Source organism: Halorubrum sp. SD612 (assembly GCF_002135005.1).
In genome coordinates, this window is sequence record NZ_NEWI01000045.1 from 1 (window position 1) to 21,434 (window position 21,434).

18 protein-coding genes and 1 pseudogene are annotated in these 21,434 nt (G+C 70.7%); 9 read left to right on the forward strand and 10 right to left on the reverse strand.

Annotated elements, in window-relative coordinates:
* Window positions 1–666 (forward strand): hypothetical protein (locus tag B9G38_RS17775; protein ID WP_233127169.1); only part of this gene is annotated, 666 nt, incomplete at its 5' end.
* Window positions 667–923: 257 nt separating this feature from the next.
* Here B9G38_RS17775 and B9G38_RS07080 read toward each other — a convergent pair.
* On the reverse strand, window positions 924–1,931 hold the full coding sequence (locus tag B9G38_RS07080; protein WP_086219936.1) for a site-specific integrase: 1,008 nt from the start codon (window positions 1,929–1,931) through the stop codon (window positions 924–926).
* On the reverse strand, window positions 1,928–2,440 hold the full coding sequence (locus B9G38_RS07085; RefSeq protein WP_086219937.1) for a hypothetical protein: 513 nt from the start codon (window positions 2,438–2,440) through the stop codon (window positions 1,928–1,930). The genes B9G38_RS07080 and B9G38_RS07085 overlap by 4 nt, the downstream gene beginning before the upstream one ends.
* Window positions 2,441–2,505: 65 nt before the next feature.
* On the opposite strand from B9G38_RS07085, the pseudogene B9G38_RS07090 reads away from it, so the two are divergent.
* The 4 genes and pseudogenes from B9G38_RS07090 to B9G38_RS07105 all read left to right on the forward strand — a co-directional run.
* Window positions 2,506–3,249 (forward strand): annotated as a pseudogene (locus B9G38_RS07090) (ATPase, T2SS/T4P/T4SS family); the annotation flags it as partial.
* Entirely contained in the window at window positions 3,246–5,345 is a 2,100-nt protein-coding gene (locus B9G38_RS07095; protein ID WP_086219938.1) for a type II secretion system F family protein, read from the forward strand. The pseudogene B9G38_RS07090 and the gene B9G38_RS07095, both read left to right, overlap by 4 nt.
* Before the next feature lie 73 nt (window positions 5,346–5,418).
* Window positions 5,419–6,090, forward strand: a complete 672-nt coding sequence (locus B9G38_RS07100) for a hypothetical protein (protein ID WP_086215776.1) — start codon at window positions 5,419–5,421, stop codon at window positions 6,088–6,090.
* Window positions 6,091–6,464: 374 nt separating this feature from the next.
* Window positions 6,465–7,160 (forward strand): hypothetical protein, encoded by a 696-nt coding sequence (locus B9G38_RS07105; RefSeq protein ID WP_086219939.1) that lies wholly within the window; start codon window positions 6,465–6,467, stop codon window positions 7,158–7,160.
* Window positions 7,161–7,200: 40 nt separating this feature from the next.
* Here B9G38_RS07105 and B9G38_RS07110 read toward each other — a convergent pair whose 3' ends face one another.
* On the reverse strand, window positions 7,201–7,689 hold the full coding sequence (locus B9G38_RS07110; protein ID WP_086219940.1) for a cupin domain-containing protein: 489 nt from the start codon (window positions 7,687–7,689) through the stop codon (window positions 7,201–7,203).
* 339 nt (window positions 7,690–8,028) lie between these two features.
* Here B9G38_RS07110 and B9G38_RS07115 point away from each other — a divergent pair, with 339 nt between their 5' ends.
* A complete protein-coding gene (locus B9G38_RS07115; protein WP_143415385.1) occupies window positions 8,029–9,600 on the forward strand; it encodes an alpha-isopropylmalate synthase regulatory domain-containing protein in 1,572 nt (523 codons plus the stop codon).
* A 51-nt stretch (window positions 9,601–9,651) separates the two neighbouring features.
* Window positions 9,652–9,963 (forward strand): hypothetical protein, encoded by a 312-nt coding sequence (locus B9G38_RS07120; RefSeq protein ID WP_049931849.1) that lies wholly within the window; start codon window positions 9,652–9,654, stop codon window positions 9,961–9,963.
* A gap of 27 nt (window positions 9,964–9,990) precedes the next feature.
* Here B9G38_RS07120 and B9G38_RS07125 read toward each other — a convergent pair whose 3' ends face one another.
* On the reverse strand, window positions 9,991–11,436 hold the full coding sequence (locus B9G38_RS07125) for an MATE family efflux transporter (RefSeq protein ID WP_086219942.1): 1,446 nt from the start codon (window positions 11,434–11,436) through the stop codon (window positions 9,991–9,993).
* A gap of 29 nt (window positions 11,437–11,465) precedes the next feature.
* Complete coding sequence (locus tag B9G38_RS07130; protein ID WP_158093600.1) at window positions 11,466–12,569, reverse strand: ATP-binding protein; 1,104 nt, start codon at window positions 12,567–12,569, stop codon at window positions 11,466–11,468.
* Between the two features lie 127 nt (window positions 12,570–12,696).
* Between B9G38_RS07130 and B9G38_RS07135 the strand changes: the two genes are divergently transcribed.
* Window positions 12,697–13,104 carry a gamma-glutamylcyclotransferase family protein gene (locus tag B9G38_RS07135; RefSeq protein ID WP_049931846.1) on the forward strand — a complete coding sequence of 136 codons (408 nt, stop codon included), beginning with the start codon at window positions 12,697–12,699 and terminating at the stop codon, window positions 13,102–13,104.
* 263 nt (window positions 13,105–13,367) lie between these two features.
* A complete protein-coding gene (gene ilvA / locus B9G38_RS07140; RefSeq protein WP_086219943.1) occupies window positions 13,368–14,579 on the forward strand; it encodes a threonine ammonia-lyase in 1,212 nt (403 codons plus the stop codon).
* 359 nt (window positions 14,580–14,938) lie between these two features.
* On the opposite strand, the gene B9G38_RS07145 is transcribed toward ilvA, so the two are convergent.
* The 5 genes from B9G38_RS07145 to folP all read right to left on the reverse strand — a co-directional run.
* On the reverse strand, window positions 14,939–15,499 hold the full coding sequence (locus B9G38_RS07145; RefSeq protein WP_086219944.1) for a hypothetical protein: 561 nt from the start codon (window positions 15,497–15,499) through the stop codon (window positions 14,939–14,941).
* A gap of 138 nt (window positions 15,500–15,637) precedes the next feature.
* Window positions 15,638–16,708, reverse strand: a complete 1,071-nt coding sequence (locus tag B9G38_RS07150; protein ID WP_086219945.1) for an NAD(P)/FAD-dependent oxidoreductase — start codon at window positions 16,706–16,708, stop codon at window positions 15,638–15,640.
* A gap of 158 nt (window positions 16,709–16,866) precedes the next feature.
* Window positions 16,867–17,589 carry a bifunctional 2-polyprenyl-6-hydroxyphenol methylase/3-demethylubiquinol 3-O-methyltransferase UbiG gene (locus B9G38_RS07155; RefSeq protein ID WP_086219946.1) on the reverse strand — a complete coding sequence of 241 codons (723 nt, stop codon included), beginning with the start codon at window positions 17,587–17,589 and terminating at the stop codon, window positions 16,867–16,869.
* A gap of 77 nt (window positions 17,590–17,666) precedes the next feature.
* Entirely contained in the window at window positions 17,667–19,163 is a 1,497-nt protein-coding gene (locus B9G38_RS07160) for a bifunctional oligoribonuclease/PAP phosphatase NrnA (RefSeq protein ID WP_086219947.1), read from the reverse strand.
* A gap of 85 nt (window positions 19,164–19,248) precedes the next feature.
* A partial coding sequence (folP, locus tag B9G38_RS07165; protein ID WP_086219948.1) for a dihydropteroate synthase occupies window positions 19,249–21,434 on the reverse strand: 2,186 nt, incomplete at its 5' end.

Consider the following 21,434-nt stretch of genomic DNA (forward strand, 5'->3'; position numbering starts at 1 on the left):
GACGGGCGGTGCGGAGAGTCCCGGAACGTGGAGGTGGGTGGGGAAGGTAAAAAGGGGACTACAGGGGATAGGATAGAGAGTGAGATATCACCGATAAATGTGAACACCAGAGAAAGATTTTTCGACGTGTATTTTCATCTACAGGACATGGGTATCGGTAATCCGTTATCGGGAAACGTGCTTAATCTCGTTGAGAAGTGGATTCCATCCGAAGAGTACGGACACGAAAATAAATACCAGTCTGAACTTCAGGACTATCTCGATGAAGCTCTTAACGAACAGTCCGGGGGGCTGGGCCTTGGGATGGGTGGTGGTGGAGGTGGCCACGTTGTCAGTACGGAACGGGGGACATCGTATGGGGATGTGGTAGTAGATGATGAGATCGGGATCGAGTTGAAGCGCAACTTCTCGAACTCACAAAAAAAGAAGCTACGCGGACAACTGGAGGACTACGCGGACAATTACGATTATGTCATCGCTTGTGCCTGTGGGATCGAGGATATGGATGGATGGAGAGAGCTTGAAAATAAGTTCAACAGCCGTAATAGGGGGATGATGGACATGACCGAATTTGCGTTCATAATCAAGCGACGTGAAAACATGGGAAGCGATCCTAACCGTGGTGGTAATGATGGAGGGCTGTTTGGTGGTGGGGGACTGTTTTAGATGGCGGATATCGATGTAGCTCAGCCATTGGCAGTTGCTGGAATAGTGATCGCTATTCTGGTTATAATTCAACCTTTGAGCGGCACTTTAGGAGGTATTTCGTTAAATTGGATAGGTGCTATTCTCGTCGGTATTGGTGGCCTTCTTGGTTCGGTATCCTGAGTCTTGTCGGCATCGCTGTGCGTAGTGCCGACCTCCGAAAGAAGTCCGTTGAAGTGGTATCTCGATTCGCTAACCGTTAGGAGTAGGGAGTGAAATTACGCAGTCGGCGGGCCACGAGTTCGGTAAGCATCTCGAACGTCGGCAGGCATCGCCCGAAGATACTGCTCGGTCGTCTCGATTTTCGCATGACCCATTAGCTCCTGAATGAATTTGCTGTCCATCTCGTTCTTGAGGCAGTTCATGGCGAAACTGTGCCTGAGAACGTGGGCCGTGATCTTAACCTGTGTCTTTCCTTCGGCATTATCGTAGACATCCTCCTGAAGCCCTGCGTTGTCGGCGGCTTTGCGAACAGTCCGATTGACCTGTTTCGGAGATATCTTCTCCGTCTTGTACGTCGGAAGCAGGTACTCACTGCCAGCTGTTGCCAACGACTTGCGTTCAACGTCGATCCAGCGATTCAGGAAGGTGTCTAATGTAGGCTGGTAGTACACCCTGCGGTTCAGGTGTGTCTTCTCTGCGTGAATGCTAATTTCACGTTGATCTCTGTCAATATCGCTTAGCTGTATGTCAGCAAGCTCTCCACGGCGTAATCCGGTCTGGTAGAGCATCCGAATTATGAGTTCATTTCGCCAAGTAGGAGAGGGAGCATTTTCAGCCAGAGCGGCCACCTGTTCAGGGGAGAGATACGTAATATCTTCTTTCAGTTCCTCTTTCTTTCTCCCGATATTCTTCAGATCCTGCCAATCAGATAGGTCAAGGTCATCAGATGGGTTTTCGAAATCGGGGATCGAGTAGTCTTCATCAGCCATCTCATCAAGTTCGTTGTAGAAGGCAGAGATAGCCCACCTACGGTTTCGAACAGTTCCACCGGAAAGACCACTCTGTAACTGGGTTCGGAGAAAGATTCGCAAGTCACCAGTTGTCGCCTGAAAGACGCCCTTGGAGGGACGATCTTGACGGTTGTCGTCGTATTCTTTCTCCCCGGGATTCGCTAACCACTCCGCCCATTTTTCGGCTGTGCGAGCGTATGTTTCGGCTGTACTTTCGGCCTTTTTCATGGACTGACGGCTTTCGAAGGCGTTGATAAGTGATTCTGTGTTCATGATTCGACCCTCCAGTAGTACCCAACGCTCTGACGCACTTGTCCGACCCTACTCTCTAAGTTTTCGAGGACATCCTCAACATCAGATGTGTCTGCGCCTATTCTCCCCGCTATATCCCGGGGTGTTTGTCCGACTTCTTGGGGATCAGGGTAGTCCCGACCACCGGGAGCGTAGTCCCCCGGAGTAGTGGGGAGAAGTTCAAGTAGAACCTGCTCAAGATCGTAGTTTCGCTCTGCCTCTTCCTCTCTGGCAACAGCCTCTACCTCCTCTTGTATGTTCTCCGTGACCTTCTCAAGCCGATTGAGTGATTCCAGTACCTCGGCGTTATCCTCGGTGTTTGTGTCGGCTTGTGCGGTGCGTGGAGCCGACTCCGTCTCCGCAATCTCTCGTTGTACTGCCAACCTAATCAGGTGGCTGAGACTGTTGTACTCTGGATTTTCCGCAGCATCTTCCCAATCGGATTTAACCGACTCATCAATTCGAAAGGCGACGGTGGTCTTCTCGGCCATTACCTCTCCACCGATTCGACCCTACGGTATAGTGTTTGCGCTGTTAATACACAATATATTAGTTCTACCTCAACCCGGACGTCGAGATCATCGCCGAGATCAACACCCCGGAGAGCTTCGAGACCTTCGCGGAGAGCCTGAACACCGGCCACGGCGTGATCGGGACGACGCACGCGGAGGACGTCGAGGCGCTGGCGAACCGCCTGCGCGAGCGCGACCTGCCCGCGCGCCTGCTGCGGGAGGTCGACCTCGTCGTCTTCCCGCGGCGGGTCGACGGCGAGCGGTACGTCTCGCGGGCGATCGAGCCGCTCTCCGAGGCCGCGTACGACGGCCTCGGCCCGGAGGCGACGCGGAGCCCGACCGGCGACCCGAAGCGCGGCGGTGCGGGCGTCGTCGAGGCGGGCGGGGAGTCCGTCCGGTACAACACGGTCGCGTGGCGCGACGGCGACGGGACGTTCCGGTTCCCCGGCGCGCCGGGCGGCGACGCGGACGGGGCGGCGTCGAGCGCGACCGCGGCGGGCGAAGCTCCGGGCGGCGGTCGGGACAGCGACCCGCTGTTCCGCGCCTTCGACCGGATCGCAAGCCGGACCGACCGTGACCGCGAGGCAGTCGCCGCCGAGTTCGCGTCGAAGCGTCGGTACGTGGAGTTCCTCGTGCGAGACGGCGTCGACGACCCGGACGAACTGTTCGAGTTCCTCGCCGACCTGCGTACCGACGAGGCCGCGACCGTCGAGCGCGCCGCGCGGATGATGGACCGCGACGACGGGGGCGAGAGCCGAGACGAGTCAGCGGCACGGAGGCGGCCGTGAGCCGGCGTCGCGCGACCGAAACGGTCGGCTCCGAGGCGAACAGCGCGAGCGCGGTCGGGACGTCCGCGGGCCAGTCGGACGCGGCGCACGCGGACCGAGCGGACGCGGCGAGTGTAGACGCGACAGGCGAGACGGGCGCGGACGACCCCGTCGCGGCGGGCGGGCGGTTCGCGGTCGTCGGCCGGGTCTGCTACGCGCTGTTCGCGCGCCACGCGAGCGACCGGCGGCACGACGCCGACCGGAAGCGGTACCGCGGCACCGCGCTCGACACCGGGTTCGAGACGTACCTCTCGGGGGCGTACGGGCTCTCGTGGATCGTCGCGGCCGCCGCTTTCCTGCCCGCGCTGGTCGTCGCGGCGGGCGCGGCGCCCGCGGTCGCGGCCGCGGTCGAGGCGCGGTTCGGCGCGGCGTTGCTCGCAGCAGGGTCGACGGCGACGCCGGCCCCGACGCCGGACTCGGTCGGCCCGCTCCGCACGGACCGGGCCGCGCTGCTCGTCGCTACCGGTGTCGCGCTCCTCGCCAAGCGCGCGACGGTCGCGGTGGCCGGACTCCACCTGCGGTGGGTGGTCGCGACGCGGCGGACGGACATCGAGCGCACCCTCCCGGGGGCGGTGCGCTACCTCGAACTGCTCTCCTCGGGGAGCGACGAGCCGCGGGCCATGCTCCGGAAGGCGGCCGACGGCGACGCGTACGGCGGCACCGCGACCTCGTTCCGGAAGGCGCTCAACGCCGCCCGGCTCGCGGGGAGCCTCGACGAGGGGCTCCGGCGCGTGGCGCGGGACACCCCGTCGCGGGAGCTGCTCGCGCCGTTCCTCCTCAAGTTCCGGAAACACGCTGCCACCGGCGACGAGGCGCTCTCCGAGTTCCTCGCGACCGAGCGCCGGATGCTCTCGCACCGGCAGGACCGCGCCCGGAAGCGAGCCCGGCGGTTCCTCGAACTGCTCACGGAGCTGTTCGTCGCCGTGTTGGTGTTGCCGGCGCTTCTCGTCATCGGCGCGACCGCGCTGTCGGTCGTGATCCCCGAGCTGCTCCCGCCGGTCTCGACGCCGGTCGGCGTGGTCCCGACCCGGGCGGTCGTCCTCTACGGCGCGGTCGCGTTCCTCGTCGCGTTCGGCCTCGCGGCGGCGGTCGCGGTGGGCACGCTCCGCCCGCCGAGCCAGCGGGCGAGCTACGAGGCGCCGGCGAGCCCGCGGGCGGTCCTCGCGACCGCCGGGCGCAACCCCGCGAGCACGGCCGTCGTCGCCGCGGGGCCGGCGGTCGCCCTCGCGCTCTGGCTCGCGGTCGCGGGCTACACGCTGGTCAACGTCGCCCTCGTCGGCTACGCCGCCTTCGCGGTGCCCGTCGGGCTCGTCGCGGCGCGCCGCACGCGGATCGACGACGCGAAGGACCGCGAACTCGCCGACTTCGTCCACGCCGTCTCGGGCCACGTCGCGCAGGGGCGCCCCCTCGAGGCCGCGGTGGCGGCGGTCGCGCGCGACGCCGACCTCGGCGTCCTCGACGACGACGTGGCCGACCTGGCGTTCGCGCTGCGGTCGACGACCGCGCCCGCCGACTCGGCCCGTTCGGAGCCCGGAGCCGGCTCACCGGAGGAGCCGACCGCGGTCGACCTCCGCGGGGCCGCCATCGAGCGGTTCGTCGACCGCGTCGACACGCCGCTCGCCGCGCGGACGCTCGGGCTCGTCACGGGGGCGTTGAACGCCGGCAGCGACGCCGACGCCGTCTTCGAGACGCTCCGCATCGAGGTCGGGCGGCTGTACAGCGAGCAGCGCGCGCTCCGCTCGTCGATGCAGCCGTACATCGCCGTCGGCTGGGCCGCGGCGGTCCTCGTCGCCGGCGTCGTCGCGGTCGTCAACACGCAGGTCGTCGACGCCGCGCGGCTCGCGGAGTTCGCGGCCGCGTCCGAGGCCGTGACGGAGCCGGAGGGGGTATACCCCGAGTTGGAGCGGTTCCGACTGTACGTCGTCACGCAGGCGACCGTGCTGGCGTCCGGGTGGTTCGCCGGGACCGCCGCGCGAGGGCGGTACGCCGCGCTGCTCCACTCGGGCGCGCTGGTGGCGTGCTGTTACGTGGTGTTCACCGTGGGTGGATTGGTGTGAGGCCGGAGCGATACCGGTGTGGGCGCCGCGCCGACACGAGGCTTTTCAGCCGTGCCCGCGTAGGACCGCTCCCATGGACGAGAAGACCGCCGAACTCCGCGACCTGTTCGTCGACGCCACCGGCTCGGAGACGGTCACCGAACGCCAGGAGGCGGAGCGGGGGACCCTCGTCAATCGCGACGACGCCAGCGAGGGGGTCCGCGACCTCGTCGCCGCGATGCGGGAGCGGTACGGCTTCTCGACGCCGCTCGACGACGCCGCCTACGCGCTGGTCGCCCGCGGCCGGTTCGCAGACGAGAGCGACGCGGCGGTCGCGGCGGCGATCCGCGACGAACCCGGCGATCGCGAGGACGGCGACGCCGAGGTCGATCCGGACGATATCGACGCCGAGACCGTCCGGAAGGCGCGTCTCGACCTCCACCTCGTCCGCGAGTCGGACCGTAAGGTCGGGACCGACGACGGCGCCGACCCGCCGTTCGCGTACGCCGACCTGAAGCGGCTCACCGCCGCCGGGAACTCGATCGTCGAGTGCGCCGAGGAACTGGACGCCGCGCCGGACACGGTCGCCCGGTACGCCGCCGTCGCGCGCACCGACATCGCCTCCACGCGGGCGAACGACCGCTTCCGCGACGCGTTCCGCGACCTCCTTACCGACGCCGATATCGAGGGATCGCTCGCGAGCGACGCCCGCGAGGACGGCCTCCGCGAGGCGACCGAAGACATCGAGACGGACGTGTCTTTATAGATAGTCGACGACTGAGCGGCGGCGAACACCTCCAAAGCCCCAGCCGCTCGTTTGTAAATGGATGCTGACGGATCCGTAACGAACACCTCCAAAGCCCCAGCCGCGAGGACTCGCGCGGCTCGCTGCGGTCCTCAGTCAGTCGCTGGCGCTCCTTCCTTGCGGTCCTTGCGTCGCCGTGCTTCGTCCTCGCGGCTGCCCCTTTGAGTCCCGCCCCGCACAGCACCGCAGCCTCACACCTCCCCAGCCTCGTCGCTGGCACCCTCCGCTTCGCTCCGGGGCCAGCGACTCCCTCGCGCGTGCTCCTCGCGCCCGGTGGGCGCTCGGAGGCACGCGCCGTCGTTCATTTATAAGCGAAGCCGCGGCCAGCAGCTCGCGTGACCCTCGTCCCGTTCAGCGACTTGGCCCGCGCGGCGTACTGTCCCCGCCAACTCTACTACGTTCGGCGCGACGACGAGCGAAGCGTCCCCCCGAAGGCGCGCGAGCGCATCGGACTGGCGTTCCGGTACGACGAACTCGTCGACGCGCCCGATCGGGCGCTCCGGCAGCTTCCGCTTCACCGATCGCCCGCGGCCTACCGCCGGAATCTGGACCGGCACCGAGAGCGCGAGGAGTACGGCCCCCTCGTCGACCCCGCGAGCGAGCGCGGGTTCCTCTCGGGCAAGGACTGCCACGGCACCGTTCACAAGGTGCTGGAACCGAGCGGAGGGGCGGAGGACCCGGACGAGACGGAACAGTCTCCCCCGCCGATTCCGACGCTGGTCTCGTCGGGCGAGCCGCCGGAGAACGGCGTGTGGGAGCCGCAGGCGGTCCGTGCGGTCGGGATCGCGAAGGCGCTGGCGTGGGAGCGAGAGCGCGAGCTACCGCGCGCGCTGGTCGAGTACCCGGCCGTCGGGGTCGTCCGCGAGGTCCGGCTCACGGTCCGGAAGAAGGCAGCGTACCGCGAGGCGCTCCGCGCGGCGCGGTCGATCGACGGGCCCCCGCCGCGCGTCGACGACGGCCGCTGTTCGACCTGCGACTACGCCGCCGAGTGCGGCACGCGGCGGCGGTCGCTCCGGTCGCTGCTGGGCTGAGGCGGCGCGGGCGGTGGTCACCGAGCGCCGCAAACGATCCTCACGGCGAAAACGACGTGCCGCACTCGGTAGAGGTGAACCGGAACCGGCCCTCGTCGGTGAGTTCGGTGTCGTGGACCCGTTCTTCGCCGCAGTCACGGCACTCGACGATCGACTCGATCCGGTCCCAGTTGTGGCGCGCGCCCGGCGCGCCGATCGCCCACGCGATCACCTCCTCGTCGGCGTCCTCGGGGACGAAGCCCGACTGGAACTCGCCGGGCGCGAAGCGGATCGCCTCGTCGGGGCCGACCTCGACGCGCTCGCGCTCACGCCCGGCCTCGAACGTGGCGGTGCCCGAGCGCACGTAGAATATCTCCTCCTGATCGCCGTGAGTGTGGAGGCCGCCGGAAAAGGCGTCGCCGGGCGCGAGCTCGAAGTAGTTCATCGCGACGTGGTCGGCGCCGAGCGCGCGCGAGACCGGCTTTCGGATGTCGTGAACGCCCATCGGGTTCGTGACGACGTCGACGTCGTCGATCGCGGCTCGCTCCATGGGCGTCGCTCTCGGGGGCGGGTCGTAATCCTGTCGCCGGCCGCGTGTGAAACCGCCGGCGTGTGACGCTCTCGCCGACCCGCGCCGAGGATCCCTCGGCGATACCCCGGGTCGCGGCGAGGATCGCTCGGCCAAACCTGACGCGACCCGGCAGTTTATACGTGTGTACATTGTTCGCACGGGTACGAATGACGCGAGACACTCGCGATCGTTCGGAGGATAGAGGAAGTCGCCTCGCGGCGGCTGGCCGCGAAATTCTCCGACGATAACGACTCCGGGGCACGACCGCCCCGCGGCGGCACCGACCCCGAGACCACCGCAGAGCCGACGGACTCCCTTTTGACCCGAACACCACTCACCAACCTCGACGAGGTACAGCTACTCGACACCACCCTGCGCGACGGCGAACAGATGCCGGGCGTCTCGATGACCCCCGGCGAGAAGGTCGACGTGGCCCGCGAGCTCGACGCCGCGGGCGTCCACCTGATCGAGGCCGGCTCGGCGTGTACCTCGGCGGGCGAGCGCGAGGCGATCAGCCGCGTCGCCGACGAGGGAGTCGACGCGACCGTGACGAGCTTCGCCCGCGGGGTGCGGGCCGACGTGGACCACGCGCTCGACTGCGGCGTCGACGGGGTGAACCTCGTCGTCCCCGCCTCCGACAAGCACGTCGAGACGAAGGTGGGGTCGACCCGCGACGAGGTCGTCGAGACGACCGTCGAACTCGTCGAGTACGCGACGGATCACGGTCTGTGGGTCGAGGTCCTCGGCGAGGACGGCTCGCGCGCCGACCTCGACTACCTCGAACGCCTGCTCGGCGCCGGGCTCGACGCCGGCGCGGACCGGATCTGCTACTGCGACACGGTCGGCGCGGCCGACCCCGAACGGACCGCCCGCGTCGTCTCGCGGCTCGCCGACCTCGGCCCGACGAGCCTCCACACCCACGACGACCTCGGGTTCGGACTGACGAACGTCCACGCGGGGCTGAAGGCCGGCGCCGACACCGTCCACGGCACCGTCCTCGGGGTCGGCGAGCGCGCCGGCAACGTCGCGCTCGAGGAGGTCGCCATCGCGCTCGGGGAGTCGTACGACGTCGACACGGTCGAGCTATCTCGGCTCTATCGGCTCTGCCGGGCCGTTTCAGAGGCGACCGGCGTCGCGCTCCCCCCGAACAAGGCCGTCTGCGGCGCGAACGCCTTCGCCCACGAGTCGGGGATCCACACGGACGGCACGTTGAAGGACGGGACGATGTACGAGCCGTACCCGCCCGAGACCGTCGGCCGGGAGCGCCGGCTCGTCCTCGGGAAGCACGCCGGGCGCGCGGGGGTGAAGGCGGCGCTCGCCGAGCACGACGTGGCGGTCGACGACGGCGAGCTGCGCGAGGTCGTCGCCCGCGTCAAGGAGCTCGGCGAGCGCGGCAAGCGCGTCACCGACGCCGACCTGCTCGCGATCGCCGACGACGTGCGGGGCCGCGAGCGAGAGCGCCACGTGGAGCTCGTCGACCTCTCGGCGACCTCCGGGGGCAACCTCCCGACCGCCTCGGTGCGGCTCCGCGTCGGCGACGACGAGCGCGTCGCCTCCGGCACCGGCGCCGGACCCGTCGACGCCGGGCTGGAGGCGGTCCGCACGGCGCTTTCGGGCGAGGAGGGCGACGAGTCCGACGGGGAGGGAGCGGCCGACGGCGTCGCCTTCGAGCTCGACTCCTACCACGTCGACGCGATCACGGGCGGCACCGACGCGGTCGTCACGGTCGAGGTCGACCTCTCGCGGGGCGACCGCTCCGTGAGCGTCTCGGCGTCGGACGCGGACATCACCCGCGCGAGCGTCGTCGGGATGGTCGACGGGCTCGACCGGCTGCTCGCGGCGGAGGCGGACGCGGCGGACGCCGACCCGAGCGCCGTCGCCGACGACTGAGCGCGCCGGCGTCTGACGAGGTTTTTATCCGAGGGCGGTCGATCGTCGGGTGTGAGCGTCGTCGTCGCGATCAAACCCTCGGCCCGCAAGCGGAACGCGAAGGTGGGACGGCTCGTCTTCGAGGACGGTCCCAGCCACACCTTCGAGAGCCGCGCGGCCGCCGAGCGCTGGGCGGACGACCTGTCGGCCGGCGACGGCCACGTCTGGGTCGCGAGCGCGCACCCCCGCGACGACGGCGACGCCGACTGTTACCTCGTCTCGCGGGCGACGAACGCGAAACTGGAGGCCGCCTACGACAAGCGCCGCCGCCGGCTCAGGGGCGACGCGGGGTCGGAGCAGGAGTCGCTCGGCGGCGAGCCGTAAGAGCGGGTTTGGAGGCGACCGCGGCGGCTACGACGATTTTTCGCCCGGCGCGGGGTCCGATTCGGCGCCCGATTGCGGGTCGGGGTCAGCGTCCGGGCCGGACCCGCGCGCGTCCATCATGTCCGCGGCGCGGGTCGCCCAACCCGAGTAGCGGAAGCCGGCGACGACGACGAGCGCCATCCACGCGTAGGCCGCGGACACGCCGACGTACGCGCCCGTGGGGCCGAGCCCGACGGTGCGTCCGAGCAGCCACGAGAGCCCGAGGAAGAGGCCGAACATCGCCGAGACGCGCGCGACGAGCGGGATCCGGGTCTCGCTCGCGCCCTGGAGCGACCCGGAGAGCGCGGAGAAGCAGGCGAGGGCCGCGCCGGCGAGCCCGTACACCCGCGCGAAGTCGACCGCGGACGCGACCGTCGCCGCGTCGTCGGTGAAGATCGGCACGATCCGCGGCGCGCCGATCACGAGCCCGAGCCCGATCGTTCCGACCGTGAGCACGCCGAGCCCGGCGACGGCCCAGCCGTCGAACCGCGCGCCCGCCGGGTCGCCCTCGCCGAGCGCCTGGCCGACGAGGACCGACGCCGCGACGTTGTAGCCGCGCGAGAGCGGGCCGGTCACCTGCTGGTAGACCCGGCGACCGATCTGGAAGCCGGCGTTGACCGACTCGCCGAAGCCGAGGAGGAGCGCGTTGAACGGGAACTCGGCGATCTCCGAGCCGAACCCCTCCAGCACGCGCGGGGCGCTCACCACGAGGAGCTGCTTCGCGATGGTGAGGTCGCGCGGCCACGCGAAGTCGGCGTCGGTCCACGACCCCCAGATGGCGAAACAGAGCAGCCCGGCGGTGAGTACGTTCGCGGTCGCGGTCGCGAGACCGACGCCGAACACCTCCAGCCGCGGGAAGCCGAACAGGCCGAGACCGAGGACGACGGAACCGGCGATGTTGACGGAGTTGGCGGCGATGTTGACGTACATCGGCGTGCGGGTGTCGCCGGTTCCCTGGAGCGCGCGGGCGCCGACGAGGGCGACGTGGCGCGCGGGGGCGGTCGCGAACACGATCGCGAGGTACGTCGACCCGAGGTCGACGACCACGGGCGAGGTCCCCTCGCCGACCAGACGGCCGAACACGTCGATCGCGAGCTCGCCGAAGAGGACCCCGAAGAGGACGAACGGAATCCCGGCGAGCGCGCCGAGTACGATCGCCTGCGTCACCGCCTCGTCGCGGTTCTCAGCGGCGCCCGCGCCGGTGTCCTGCGAGGAGAGCGCGATGGCGCCGCCGCCGAGGCCGAGCCCGATCCGCAGCGGGAACCGGGCGTACAGGTCGGCGAGGCCGATCGCGACGACGGCGGCCGGGGAGAACAGCGCGGTGACCAGGATGTCGGTCGTCCGCATCGCGGTGCGGAACGTCTGCTCGGCCATCACGGGCCACGCGAGCGAGAACACGCGCTTCCAGACGCGCCGCAGCCGCGGGAGGTCCATGCGTCGGTCCCGACGAGCGCCCGCGGTTTCTACGTATCGGAGCCGGCCGAGTCGGCCGGTGCGTGCGGGAGCGTCACCGTGAACCGCGCTCCCCCGAGCGACGACTCGCCGGTGTCGAGGGACCCGTCGTACGCCTCCGCGAGCGTCGCGACCAGCCGCAGGCCGCTGACGCCGCCGTCGCTCGCCCCGCCGACCGCCTCGTCGGTCAGGAACGACCCGTCCCGTACCTCCGGGGGAAGCCCCGGACCGTCGTCCTCGACGACCAGCGCGACCCCGTCGTCGCCCCCGAGGCGCGCCGCCTCGTCGCCGTCGGCGCGGACGGCGACGCGGACGGTGACGCCCGGACCGCCGTGTTCGACCGCGTTCTCGACGAGGTTATGGACGATCGACCGCACGCCGTCGTTGGCGGCGACGGGGGCCGCGTCCGGGAGGTCGGTCTCGATCGCCGCCGATTCCCCGTCGGCGACCCCCGCCAGCACGTCTCGGGTCGTGTCCGCGAGATCGACGCGGCTGGAGTCCGCGTCGCCGAGGATCGCGTCCGCGACCGCGCTCGTCGCCTCGATGCGTTCGAGCCCCTCGCTCGCCTTCGCCGCAACGGTCTCGGCGTGACCGGAGCCGTCGGGGTCGTCGAGCAGGTCGGCGTAGCCGCGGATCGTCGAGAGGTCGTTTCGGAGGTCGTGCCGCAGGAGGTGGTTGACGAAGGAGACGGCCCGGACCGCGTCCCGCGCCCGGCGCGCCTCCGCCGACTGCCGGACCGCGTAGTACCCCGCGATCGCGCCGCCGAGGCTCCCGACGCCGGCGGCGACGAGCATCGGGAAGGCCGGCTCGACGAGCGGACGGCCCTCGAAGGCGCGCACGGCGAGCGTCGCGGCGAAGGCGGCGACGGCGAGGACGGTTCCGGTGGCGGTCCACCGCGCGACGCGCTGCTCCTCGCCGGGCGAGAGGTCCCGGCGAGCGATCCGGCGGCCGGCGACGAGGACCGCGACCGCGATCCCGCCGTCGAGCGCGAACGCCAGCAGCGGCCCGGCGGAGCTCCCGATGGCGCCGATCTCGGCGCCGTGGTGGACCGCGGCGGCGACGAGGAGGCCGGCTCCGATCAGGGAGACGGCGCGGTGGCCGCGCAGCGTAGACATTACGAATCCGACCGCGGAAGCGAGTAAAACGGTTGTGGATTCGTCGGGAGGCCGGCCGCAGCGCGGCGAGAGAGACGCCGCGGGGAGCCGTCCGAACGTTGAAAGCCGCGAGCGACCCACGGCACCCATGGACGTCTTCGTGTACGGGACGCTGACCGAACCGGAGCGGGTCGCCGAGGTCGTCGACTCGTTCGTCTTCGTCGGCTCCGCGACGCTCGACGGCCTCCGGCTCGTGGAGGGGCGGTACCCGACGCTCGCGCCGGGCGGCGAGACGGGGGGCCGACTCCTCCGGACGGAGGCCGTCGACGCGCTCGACGCCTACGAGGACGTCGGGGGCGGACTGTACGTCCGCGAGACCGTCCCGCTCGACGCGCCGGCCGACTACCCCGACGCCGCCGCGGTGTACGTCGGCGACCCCGAACGCCTCGACGCGGACGCGACGTGGCCCGGATCCGGCCCGTTCCCCAACCGAGTGCGCTCCGTCCTCGACGCCCGCGACGTGCGGGTGCGACTGACCCCCCGAGATACCGTCTGACGGGCGGATGACGGCGCCGCTGTCGTGCGGTTTCACTTTCGCTCTGGTAGCCCCACCTTTTTGTATTTCCGTCGCATCGTTTCACTCGCACGTCACACGCGTGCATTCCCCCTTTCACCGACCGCGAGCCGTCGGCTCGACGTGCCGGGCCGCCCGGCGGCAGGCAGTCGGCACACGGCGACCGCGGCGGGTGCCGTCGACCGTCCCGTGGACGGTCGCCCCCGACCGGAACCGATTAGCGGGCGGCGCGGCGACGGGGTGGCATGCTCAGTCTTGCCCACATCCGCGAGGCGCGCGAGCGGGTCTCGGGCGTCGCCCGCCACACGCCGCTTGAGCGGTCGCGCTCGTTCTCCGAGATGAGCGGCGCGGACCTCCACCTGAAACTGGAGAACTTCCAGCGGACCGGCGCGTTCAAGATTCGCGGCGCGATGAACCGGATACAGACGCTCTCGGAGGCGGAGCGCGAGGCCGGCGTCGTCACCGCGAGCGCCGGGAACCACGCGCAGGGCGTCGCGCTGGCGGCGAGCCGCGCTGGCGTCGACGCCACCGTCGTGATGCCGAAGTTCGCGCCCGTCTCGAAGGTGAAGGCCACCCGCGGGTACGGCGCGAGCGTTCGCCTGGAGGGCGTCGACTACGACGAAGCGCAGGCGTACGCGCACCGGCTGGAGCGCGAGGAGGACCGGACCTACGTCCACGCGTTCGACGACCCCGTGGTGATGGCCGGACAGGGGACCCTCGGCTTGGAGATCGTCGACGACTGCCCCGACCTCGACACGGTCGTCGTCCCGATCGGCGGCGGCGGCCTGATCTCGGGCGTCGCGGTGGCGATCAAAGAGCAGCTGCCGGACGTGCGCGTCGTGGGGGTCCAGGCGGAGGGTGCGGCGTCGGCCGCGAAGTCGCTCGAGGCGGGCGAGGTCACGGAGATCGACAGCGTCGACACGATCGCCGACGGGATCGCGACGCGGTCGGTCGGCGAGGAGACCCTTGAGGTCATGGCCGAGTACGTCGACGAGGTCGTCACCGTCGACGACCGCGAGATCGCCTTGGCCCTCACGCTGCTCTTGGAGCGCGCGAAGACGCTCGTGGAGGGCGCGGGCGCGGTCGCGCTCGCCGCCGTCCTCTCGGAGGCGTTCGAGTACGACGACGGCGAGACGGTCGTCGCCGCGCTCTGCGGCGGTAACATCGACCTCAACCGCCTCGGCACCGTGGTCCGGCGCGGGCTCGTCCAGATGGGCCGGTACCTCAAGATCACGATCGACCTGAAGGACCGACCCGGCGAACTGGAGCGCGTCTCCAGCATCGTCGCGCGCACCGGCGCGAACGTGTACGCGGTCCACCACGACCGAACCTCGCGGGACGTGGCCGTCAACGCCGCCGAACTCGAACTCGAATTAGAGACCGACGACGCCGAACACGCCGCCGACATCGTCGACGCACTCGAAGCGGAGGGGTACGACGTGGAGATTCTGTCCTGAATCGGTCGGCGATGGCGACCATTTACAAATAGAACTACGGTGGCGCGTGCCTCCGAGCGCCCGGAGGGCGCGAGGAGCGCGCGCGAGGGAGTCAGTCGCCCGGAGCAACGCGGAGGGCGACTGACGAGGCTGGGGAGGTGTGAGGTGCGGTTGCTGTGCGGGGTGGGATTCAAATGGGCAGCCGAGAGACGGGCACAGGCCACGCAAGCACCGAAAGGAGCGAGCAGCGCGAGCGACTGAGGGACACAGCGAGCGTGCGCCCGCCTCTCGGCTGGGGCTTTGGAGGCGGCCACCGCCGGTCGATTGTCAGTTGTTCATAAGCGAGCAACTGGGAGTTCGGCTACGATAGCTCGCCCGATTCACTCCGACGAGTCCGTCGAGTTGCTCCCAGAATCGGGAGCCGAAACGCTGCCGCTCACGCTCGTCGACCCGCCGAGGAGCGAGGAGTCCGAGTCGCCGCGCAGCGTCGTGACCGTCTCGCCGTCCTGTTTCACGATCAGGGTCCACGGGTCGTCGCCCGCGGGAATCCGCACCGTGCCGTTGTAGCGGACGACGCCGGAACACGACCGCGGCGCCGCGTCCGTCTCCTCGGTCGGAACGTCGAGCACGTAGGCGGACTCGTTCACCCGCTCGAACGTCGGGCCGCCGATCGCGTGCGAGGGTCCCGGCAGCGAGACGTTTCTGGAGTACGTGATCTCCGTGTTCTCGGCGCTGGCGACCACCGACGTCGAGCTGTTCGCCGAGAAGTCGTCGGGACAGCGGACCTCGTCGGTATCGAAGTGGAGCAGCGCCGGCGGACCGCTCGCCCCGCCGAGGAGGTCGCCGGGCCCTCCCGACACGGGGCCGGCGAGGGCGACGGCACTACCGGTCACGAACAACGCGAGCGCAGCGGCGGCGACGACCAGACCGCGTCTGTTCATCACGTTTCCAACGACGGGAGAGGCGGAAATAGTACCGCGTATAACTCAAAGAGGGGTTTGCGTCACCGATCGCGTCACGGGTGTGGACGGAGCCGTCGAGACGGCGAATCGAACGCGTCGGAACCGACGGACCGCGCTTCAGTCGTCCGCGGCCGCGGCGTCGAGCTCGCCTTCGTATAGCTCGCCGGCGCGCTCGCGCTCGGAGAGGTACTCGTCGGCGTCGAGCGCGGCCTTCACGCCCATCCCGCCGGCGGTGGCCGCCTGCTGGTAGTGGAAGTCGACCACGTCGCCCGCGCCGAAGAGCCCCTCGACGCCGGTCCGGGTCTGGCCGCCGCCGCGGCCGCCCTCGGTGAGCAGGTAGCCGTCGTCGTCGGTCTCGATACCGGTGCCTTCGAGGAAGTCGGTGTTCGGCGTGTGACCGATGGCGTAGAAGACGGCCCCCACGTCGAAGTCGTACTCGTCGACCGCGTCGGCGGTCGCGGGGTCGTCGAGCTTCCCTTTCGGGTGGCCGTCGGGGTGTTCGACGAGGGTCACGCGGTCGATGCCGTCCTCGGGGGTGCCGTGGATCTCGGTGAGCTCGGTGTTGAGGAGGAGCTCGATCTCGCCGTCTTCGACGGCGTCCATCGTGCGCTCGATCCACACGTCCTCGGCGCGGAACTCCTCGCGGCGGTGCGCGATGTACACCGTGTCCGCGAACTTCGTCAGGAAGTTCGCCTCCTCCATCGCGGCGTCGCCGCCGCCGACGACGAGCATGTCCTCGTCGCGGAAGAACGCGCCGTCGCAGGTCGCGCAGGTGGAGAGGCCGTAACCCATCAGCTCCTCCTCGCCGGGGACGCCGAGCGTCCGCGCGCTGGCGCCCGACGCCGCGATGACGGCGTCGGCGGTGTACACGTCGCCGTCGGTGAGCGCGACGTGGAAGTGGCCCGCGGGCTCCTTCGAGACGTCCTCGATGACGCCGTTTCGGGTCTCGGCGCCGAACTTCTGCGCCTGCTCTTTCATGTCGTTGATCAGCCCCGGCCCGGAGATCCCCTCGGGGAAGCCGGGGTAGTTCTCCACGTCGGTCGTCAGCGTGAGCTGGCCGCCCGGCTCGTCGCCCTCGACGAGCAGCGGGTCGTTGTTCGAGCGCGCGGCGTATATGGCCGCGGAGAGACCCGAGATACCGGTGCCGGCGATGATGAGTCGGCGGTGTTCGACGATGTCGTCGGTCATTACCTACAGTTGGCCGCCGCGTCGTATGTACGTTGCGACCGTTGCGCGATTCCCGCACGACCGCCCCGCCGATGCTGCCGCGGACTTGCCCGCCGGACCGCCACCGACCCGCTCGGCGAACTGCTGCGGACCCGCTCGACGAACTGCCGCGGACCCGCTCACCGCACCGCGACGAACACGCTCCGGTCGTCGCCGGGGCCGTACCCCGAGGACACGTCAACGTCGTCGAACCCGGCATCTGCGAGCGCGTCGCCGATCCGCTCGTCGGCGAACGGCGTCATCCGGCGCCGGTCGGTGAACGGGTCGCCGTCGGGGGTGAACGTCACCGCGCGCCAGTCGAGCCGGCCGTCGTCGGTCGCGACGTGGTGCGCGACGCGGACGTACCAGAGTTCCCCATTTGCGTCGTGGCCAACGTCGAGACCCGGGGAGTTCCCGTCGGACGGCAGCGGGGAATTATCGAAGACGAGGACGCCGCCGGGCCGGAGTCGGTACCGGAGCGCGGCGAGCGCGGGGTCGAGGTCGCCGGGCCCGAGGTGGTTCACGACGCCGCGGATGGCGACAGCGGCGTCGAACGGTTCGGTGTCGCGCAGGTCCGGCTCCGGGAGCCCGGTCCGGTAGATCGAGACGGCGTCGGCGGGGCACTTCTCCCGCGCGACCGCGAGCATCCCCTCGTGGACGTCGATCGCGGTCACGTCGACTCCGCGGGCCGCGAACCGGCGCGTGTGCTCGCCGGTTCCGCAGCCGACCTCCAGCAGACGCTCGGGGTCGACGCCGCGGTCGGCGAGCGCGTCGAACACGAAGCCGGCGTCGCGGTCGTAGTCCCACTCCGACTGGATCGCGTCGTACAGCCGCGGGCGCTCGTCGTAGAGGCCGTCGGACATGGCGGGAACAGGCGCTATCTCGGCGCCCGGTGATGAGTGTCTTACGCCGCCTCGGGACCGGTTCGCACGACGGCGCCTCAGTCCGTCGGGAACTCCGGCGGAAGCCCGGTCGGCTGCGCCGGCGCGTCGTCGAGGGCCTCGAAGAAGCGCCCGGCGACGAACTCCTCGACGACCTCGGGCAGCGACTCCGACTCGTCGACCGCGGAGAGGATGCCGAGCGGGACCTGCGCGCCAGCCATCGAGGCGTGGCCCCCGGCCGACCCCGCGGGATCGAGCGCGTCGCGCAGCAACTCGCCGGCGTCGACCTCGGCGCCGCGGGCGCGGGCAGAGCCGTAGATCACGCCGTCGGTGTAGCCGTAGACGAACGTCACTGTCACGTCCTCCAGGTCGAGAAGCCGATCGGCCGCCTGCGCGAGCGCGTCGCGGTCGGTTATCTCGCCGACGCAGGAGGCCGCGACCGACCCGCGCACGTCGCGGTTCTCGATGGCGGCCGCGAGGACGCGGAGCGTCTCCGGGCTCACGCTCGGGCTCTCGACGCGTTCGAGCGTCGACTCGTCGGCGTGCGCGAGCAGCGCGGCGGCCGCCTCGAAGTCGTCGGTCGCGGTCGCGCGGGTGAAGTCCTTCGTGTCGATCCGGATGCCGTACAGCAGCGACGTGGCGAGTTCCCGGTCCGGCGCGATCCCGTACCGCGAGAGGTACTCGGCGATGAGCGTGCTCGTCGCACCGACGTCGGGCCGGATGTCGACGAACGATCCCGCGACCGGCCCCCGCGGCGGGTGGTGGTCGACGACCACGTCGACCGGGTGGCCCTCGGGGAGGCTGTCGTTGATCCCGGCGCGGGAGTGGTCGACCAAGGCGACGCCGCCGTACTCGTCGAGGTCCACCCCGTCGAACGACCGGAGCCCGATGTCGAGGAGGTTCACCAGCGCGCGGTTCTCCTGATGGGAGATGTCGCCGCCGTAGCAGGCGTCGGCGTCGACGCCGATCGACTCCGCGATCCGCGCCAGCCCGAGCGCGCTGGCGATGGCGTCCGGGTCGGGGTTGTCGTGCGCGACGACCAACAGGGGCCCCGAGAACCCCCGGAGCGTCGCGAGCAGCCGGGCCGGCTTCTCGCCGTCGTCGGCATTGGCGCGCGAGAGGGCCGCCCCGGGGGAGGCGCCGCGACCGTCGGCGAGTCCGATCGCCTCGGAGACCCGATCGACGACCGCCTCGACGGGGTCGACCACGCGGTCGGCGACCGCCTCGACCGCCGCCCGCTGCTCCTCGGTCGGCGCCGTACCGAGGTGCGCGACGATCATCGCGTCCGGGTACCTGTCCCGAGCGGCGCGCGCGGCGGCGACGTTGCGCGCGGGGTCGTCGCTCGCGACCAGCACGACCGCGGCCGAGTCCGGATACGTCGCGGGGTCGGAGGGGTCGGCCTCGACGGTGGCGACGTTGCGGTCGCGCAGCGTCGACACCCAGCCGGTGTCGTCCGTGATCGCCACCAGGTCGTCGCGGTCGCCGCGCTCCTCGCGGGCGCGCTCGACGAGCGCGTTCCCGACCGCGCTACAGCCGAGCAGCAGGCGCCGGGTCATACCGGCGCGAGGGGATCGCGAGGCAAAACGCTGCCGTCGGCGCGGCGCGGGGCCGCTCCCGGGCCGAGCGGGCGCCGATGCCGAGTCACTCCGGGTCCTCCCCGTCGCGGAGCGCGCCGTTCGCCGCCGCGGCGACGTCGACCGCCGCGCGGTTCTCGGCCACGTCGTGGACCCGGACGATGTCGGCGCCGCGGTCGGCCGCGAGCGCGGTGCCGGCGACCGTCGCGTGCTCGCGGTCGTCGGCGTCGCGCCCGACCGCGCCGTACAGCGACTTGTGGGAGTGGCCGACGAGGACCGGGCAGCCGAGCGCCGCGAACTCGCCGCAGCGCGCGAGCAGCTCGAAGTCCTCCGCGGGCGACTTCCCGAAGCCGATCCCGGGGTCGACGATGACGCGGTCGCGGTCGATGCCCGCCGTGTCGGCCAGCGCGAGGCGCTCGCGCAGCGCGTCGACGACCTCGCCGACCACGTCGTCGTACTCGGGGTCGGCGTCCGGGTCGACCGGCGCGTCGAGGCTGTGCATCACGATCACCGGGCAGTCGGCGTCGGCGACGACCGACCGCATCGCCGGGTCCTCCAGCCCCGTCACGTCGTTGATGATGTCCGCGCCCGCCTCCAGCGCCGCCCGGGCGACCGCCGGCTTGCGCGTGTCGACCGAGACGAGCACGTCCCCGGACCCGACCGCGGGCACCGACTGGATCGCCTCGATCGTCGGGACGACGCGCTCGATCTCCTCGTCGGCCGGGACCGGGTCCGCGCCCGGACGGGTCGACTCGCCGCCGACGTCGACGATGTCGACCCCGGCGTCGACCATCCGCTCGACGCCCGCGACCGCGTCGTCGAGGTCGGCGTGGCGCCCCCCGTCGTGGAAGGAGTCCGGCGTGACGTTGAGCACGCCCATCACGGCGGTCCGGTCGCTCCACGGGAACTCCGGGGCGGACTCGTCGCCCTCGGAGCTCCGACCGCCGTCCGGCGCATCGATCCCAGCGGCCGCGGCGAGGTCGGCCGCCACACCCCCGAGCCCGCCGCCGTCGCCCGCGGCGAGGCGGTCGACGAGCGCGCGGAGCTCGGCGACCGTTCCCGCGACGGTGACGGGGACGTACTCGCCGCCGGCCCCCCGGTCCTCGTTCGCGCCGAGCCCCCCGAGCGCCGCGTCGCCGCCGACGATCCGCGCCGCGGCCGCGACGCGCTCGGCCCGATCGCCTCGTAGCCGGAGCGTGAGGGTGCGGTGGTCGACGCCGTCCCGGTGCGCCGCGATCCCGTCTGGTTGAACGCCGGCCGTGTCGAGCGCGTGGGCCGCGCCGTCGACGCCGCGGACCGTCCGCTCGCGGACCGTTCGCATCCGCGCCGCCCGGGCCTCGGCGACCGCGAACAGCGAGCCGACGAGCAGCACGCAGTCGTCGGGGTCGGCCCGGTCGACCGCGGTCGCGAGCGCGTCCGCCACGTCGTCGCCCGCCGTCACGCGGTCGATCCCCGCCGAGCGGAGCGCGACCGCGAGCACGTCGGGGTCCTCGGCGCGGTCGAGCGCGGGCCGGCAGGTGACCGCCGACGCCGCGTCGGGGAGCGCCGCGGCGGTCTCGGCGTGGTCCTTGTCGTGCATGGCGCCGTACACGAGGTGGAGGTCGTCGTAGTCGTACTCGTCGAGCGTCGCCGCGAGCGTGCGGGCGGCAGCGGGGTTGTGGGCGCCGTCCAGCACCGTGAGCGGCGCCGTCTCCAGCACCTCGAACCGCCCCGGCCACGTCGCCCGCGCGAGGCCGTCGCGCACGGCTCGGTCCGCGAGGTCGGCCTCCAGCGCCCCCGCCGTCCGGTCCGCGAGCGCGACGGCGACCGCCGCGTTCGCCGCCTGATGAGCGCCGACGAGGGGGATCCGGTAGGTCCCCTCGCGCTCGCCGGCGAGCGATATCTCGGCGTTGGTGGCGCTGACGCGGCCCGCGTAGGTCGCCGCGAACGCGGGCGGTCCTTCGGCCGACTCCCGCTCGTCCGTATCGCCGTCGCCGGTCACCCGCGTCACCGGCGCGCCGGCCTCGCTCGCGACCTCGCGGACCACGTCGAGCGCCTCGCCGTCGCAGGCGGTCACGAAGGGGGCGTCGGGGCGGGCGATCCGCGCCTTGGTGCGGGCGATCTCGGCGACCGTGTCCCCGCGGACCGCGGTGTGTTCCAAGGAGACGTTCGTCACGGCCGTCCCGACCGGGTCGCCCCCGCACGTTGCCTCGTACTCGCCGCCGAGGCCGAACTCCAGCACCGCGACCTCCACGCGCCGCCCCGCGCCCCACC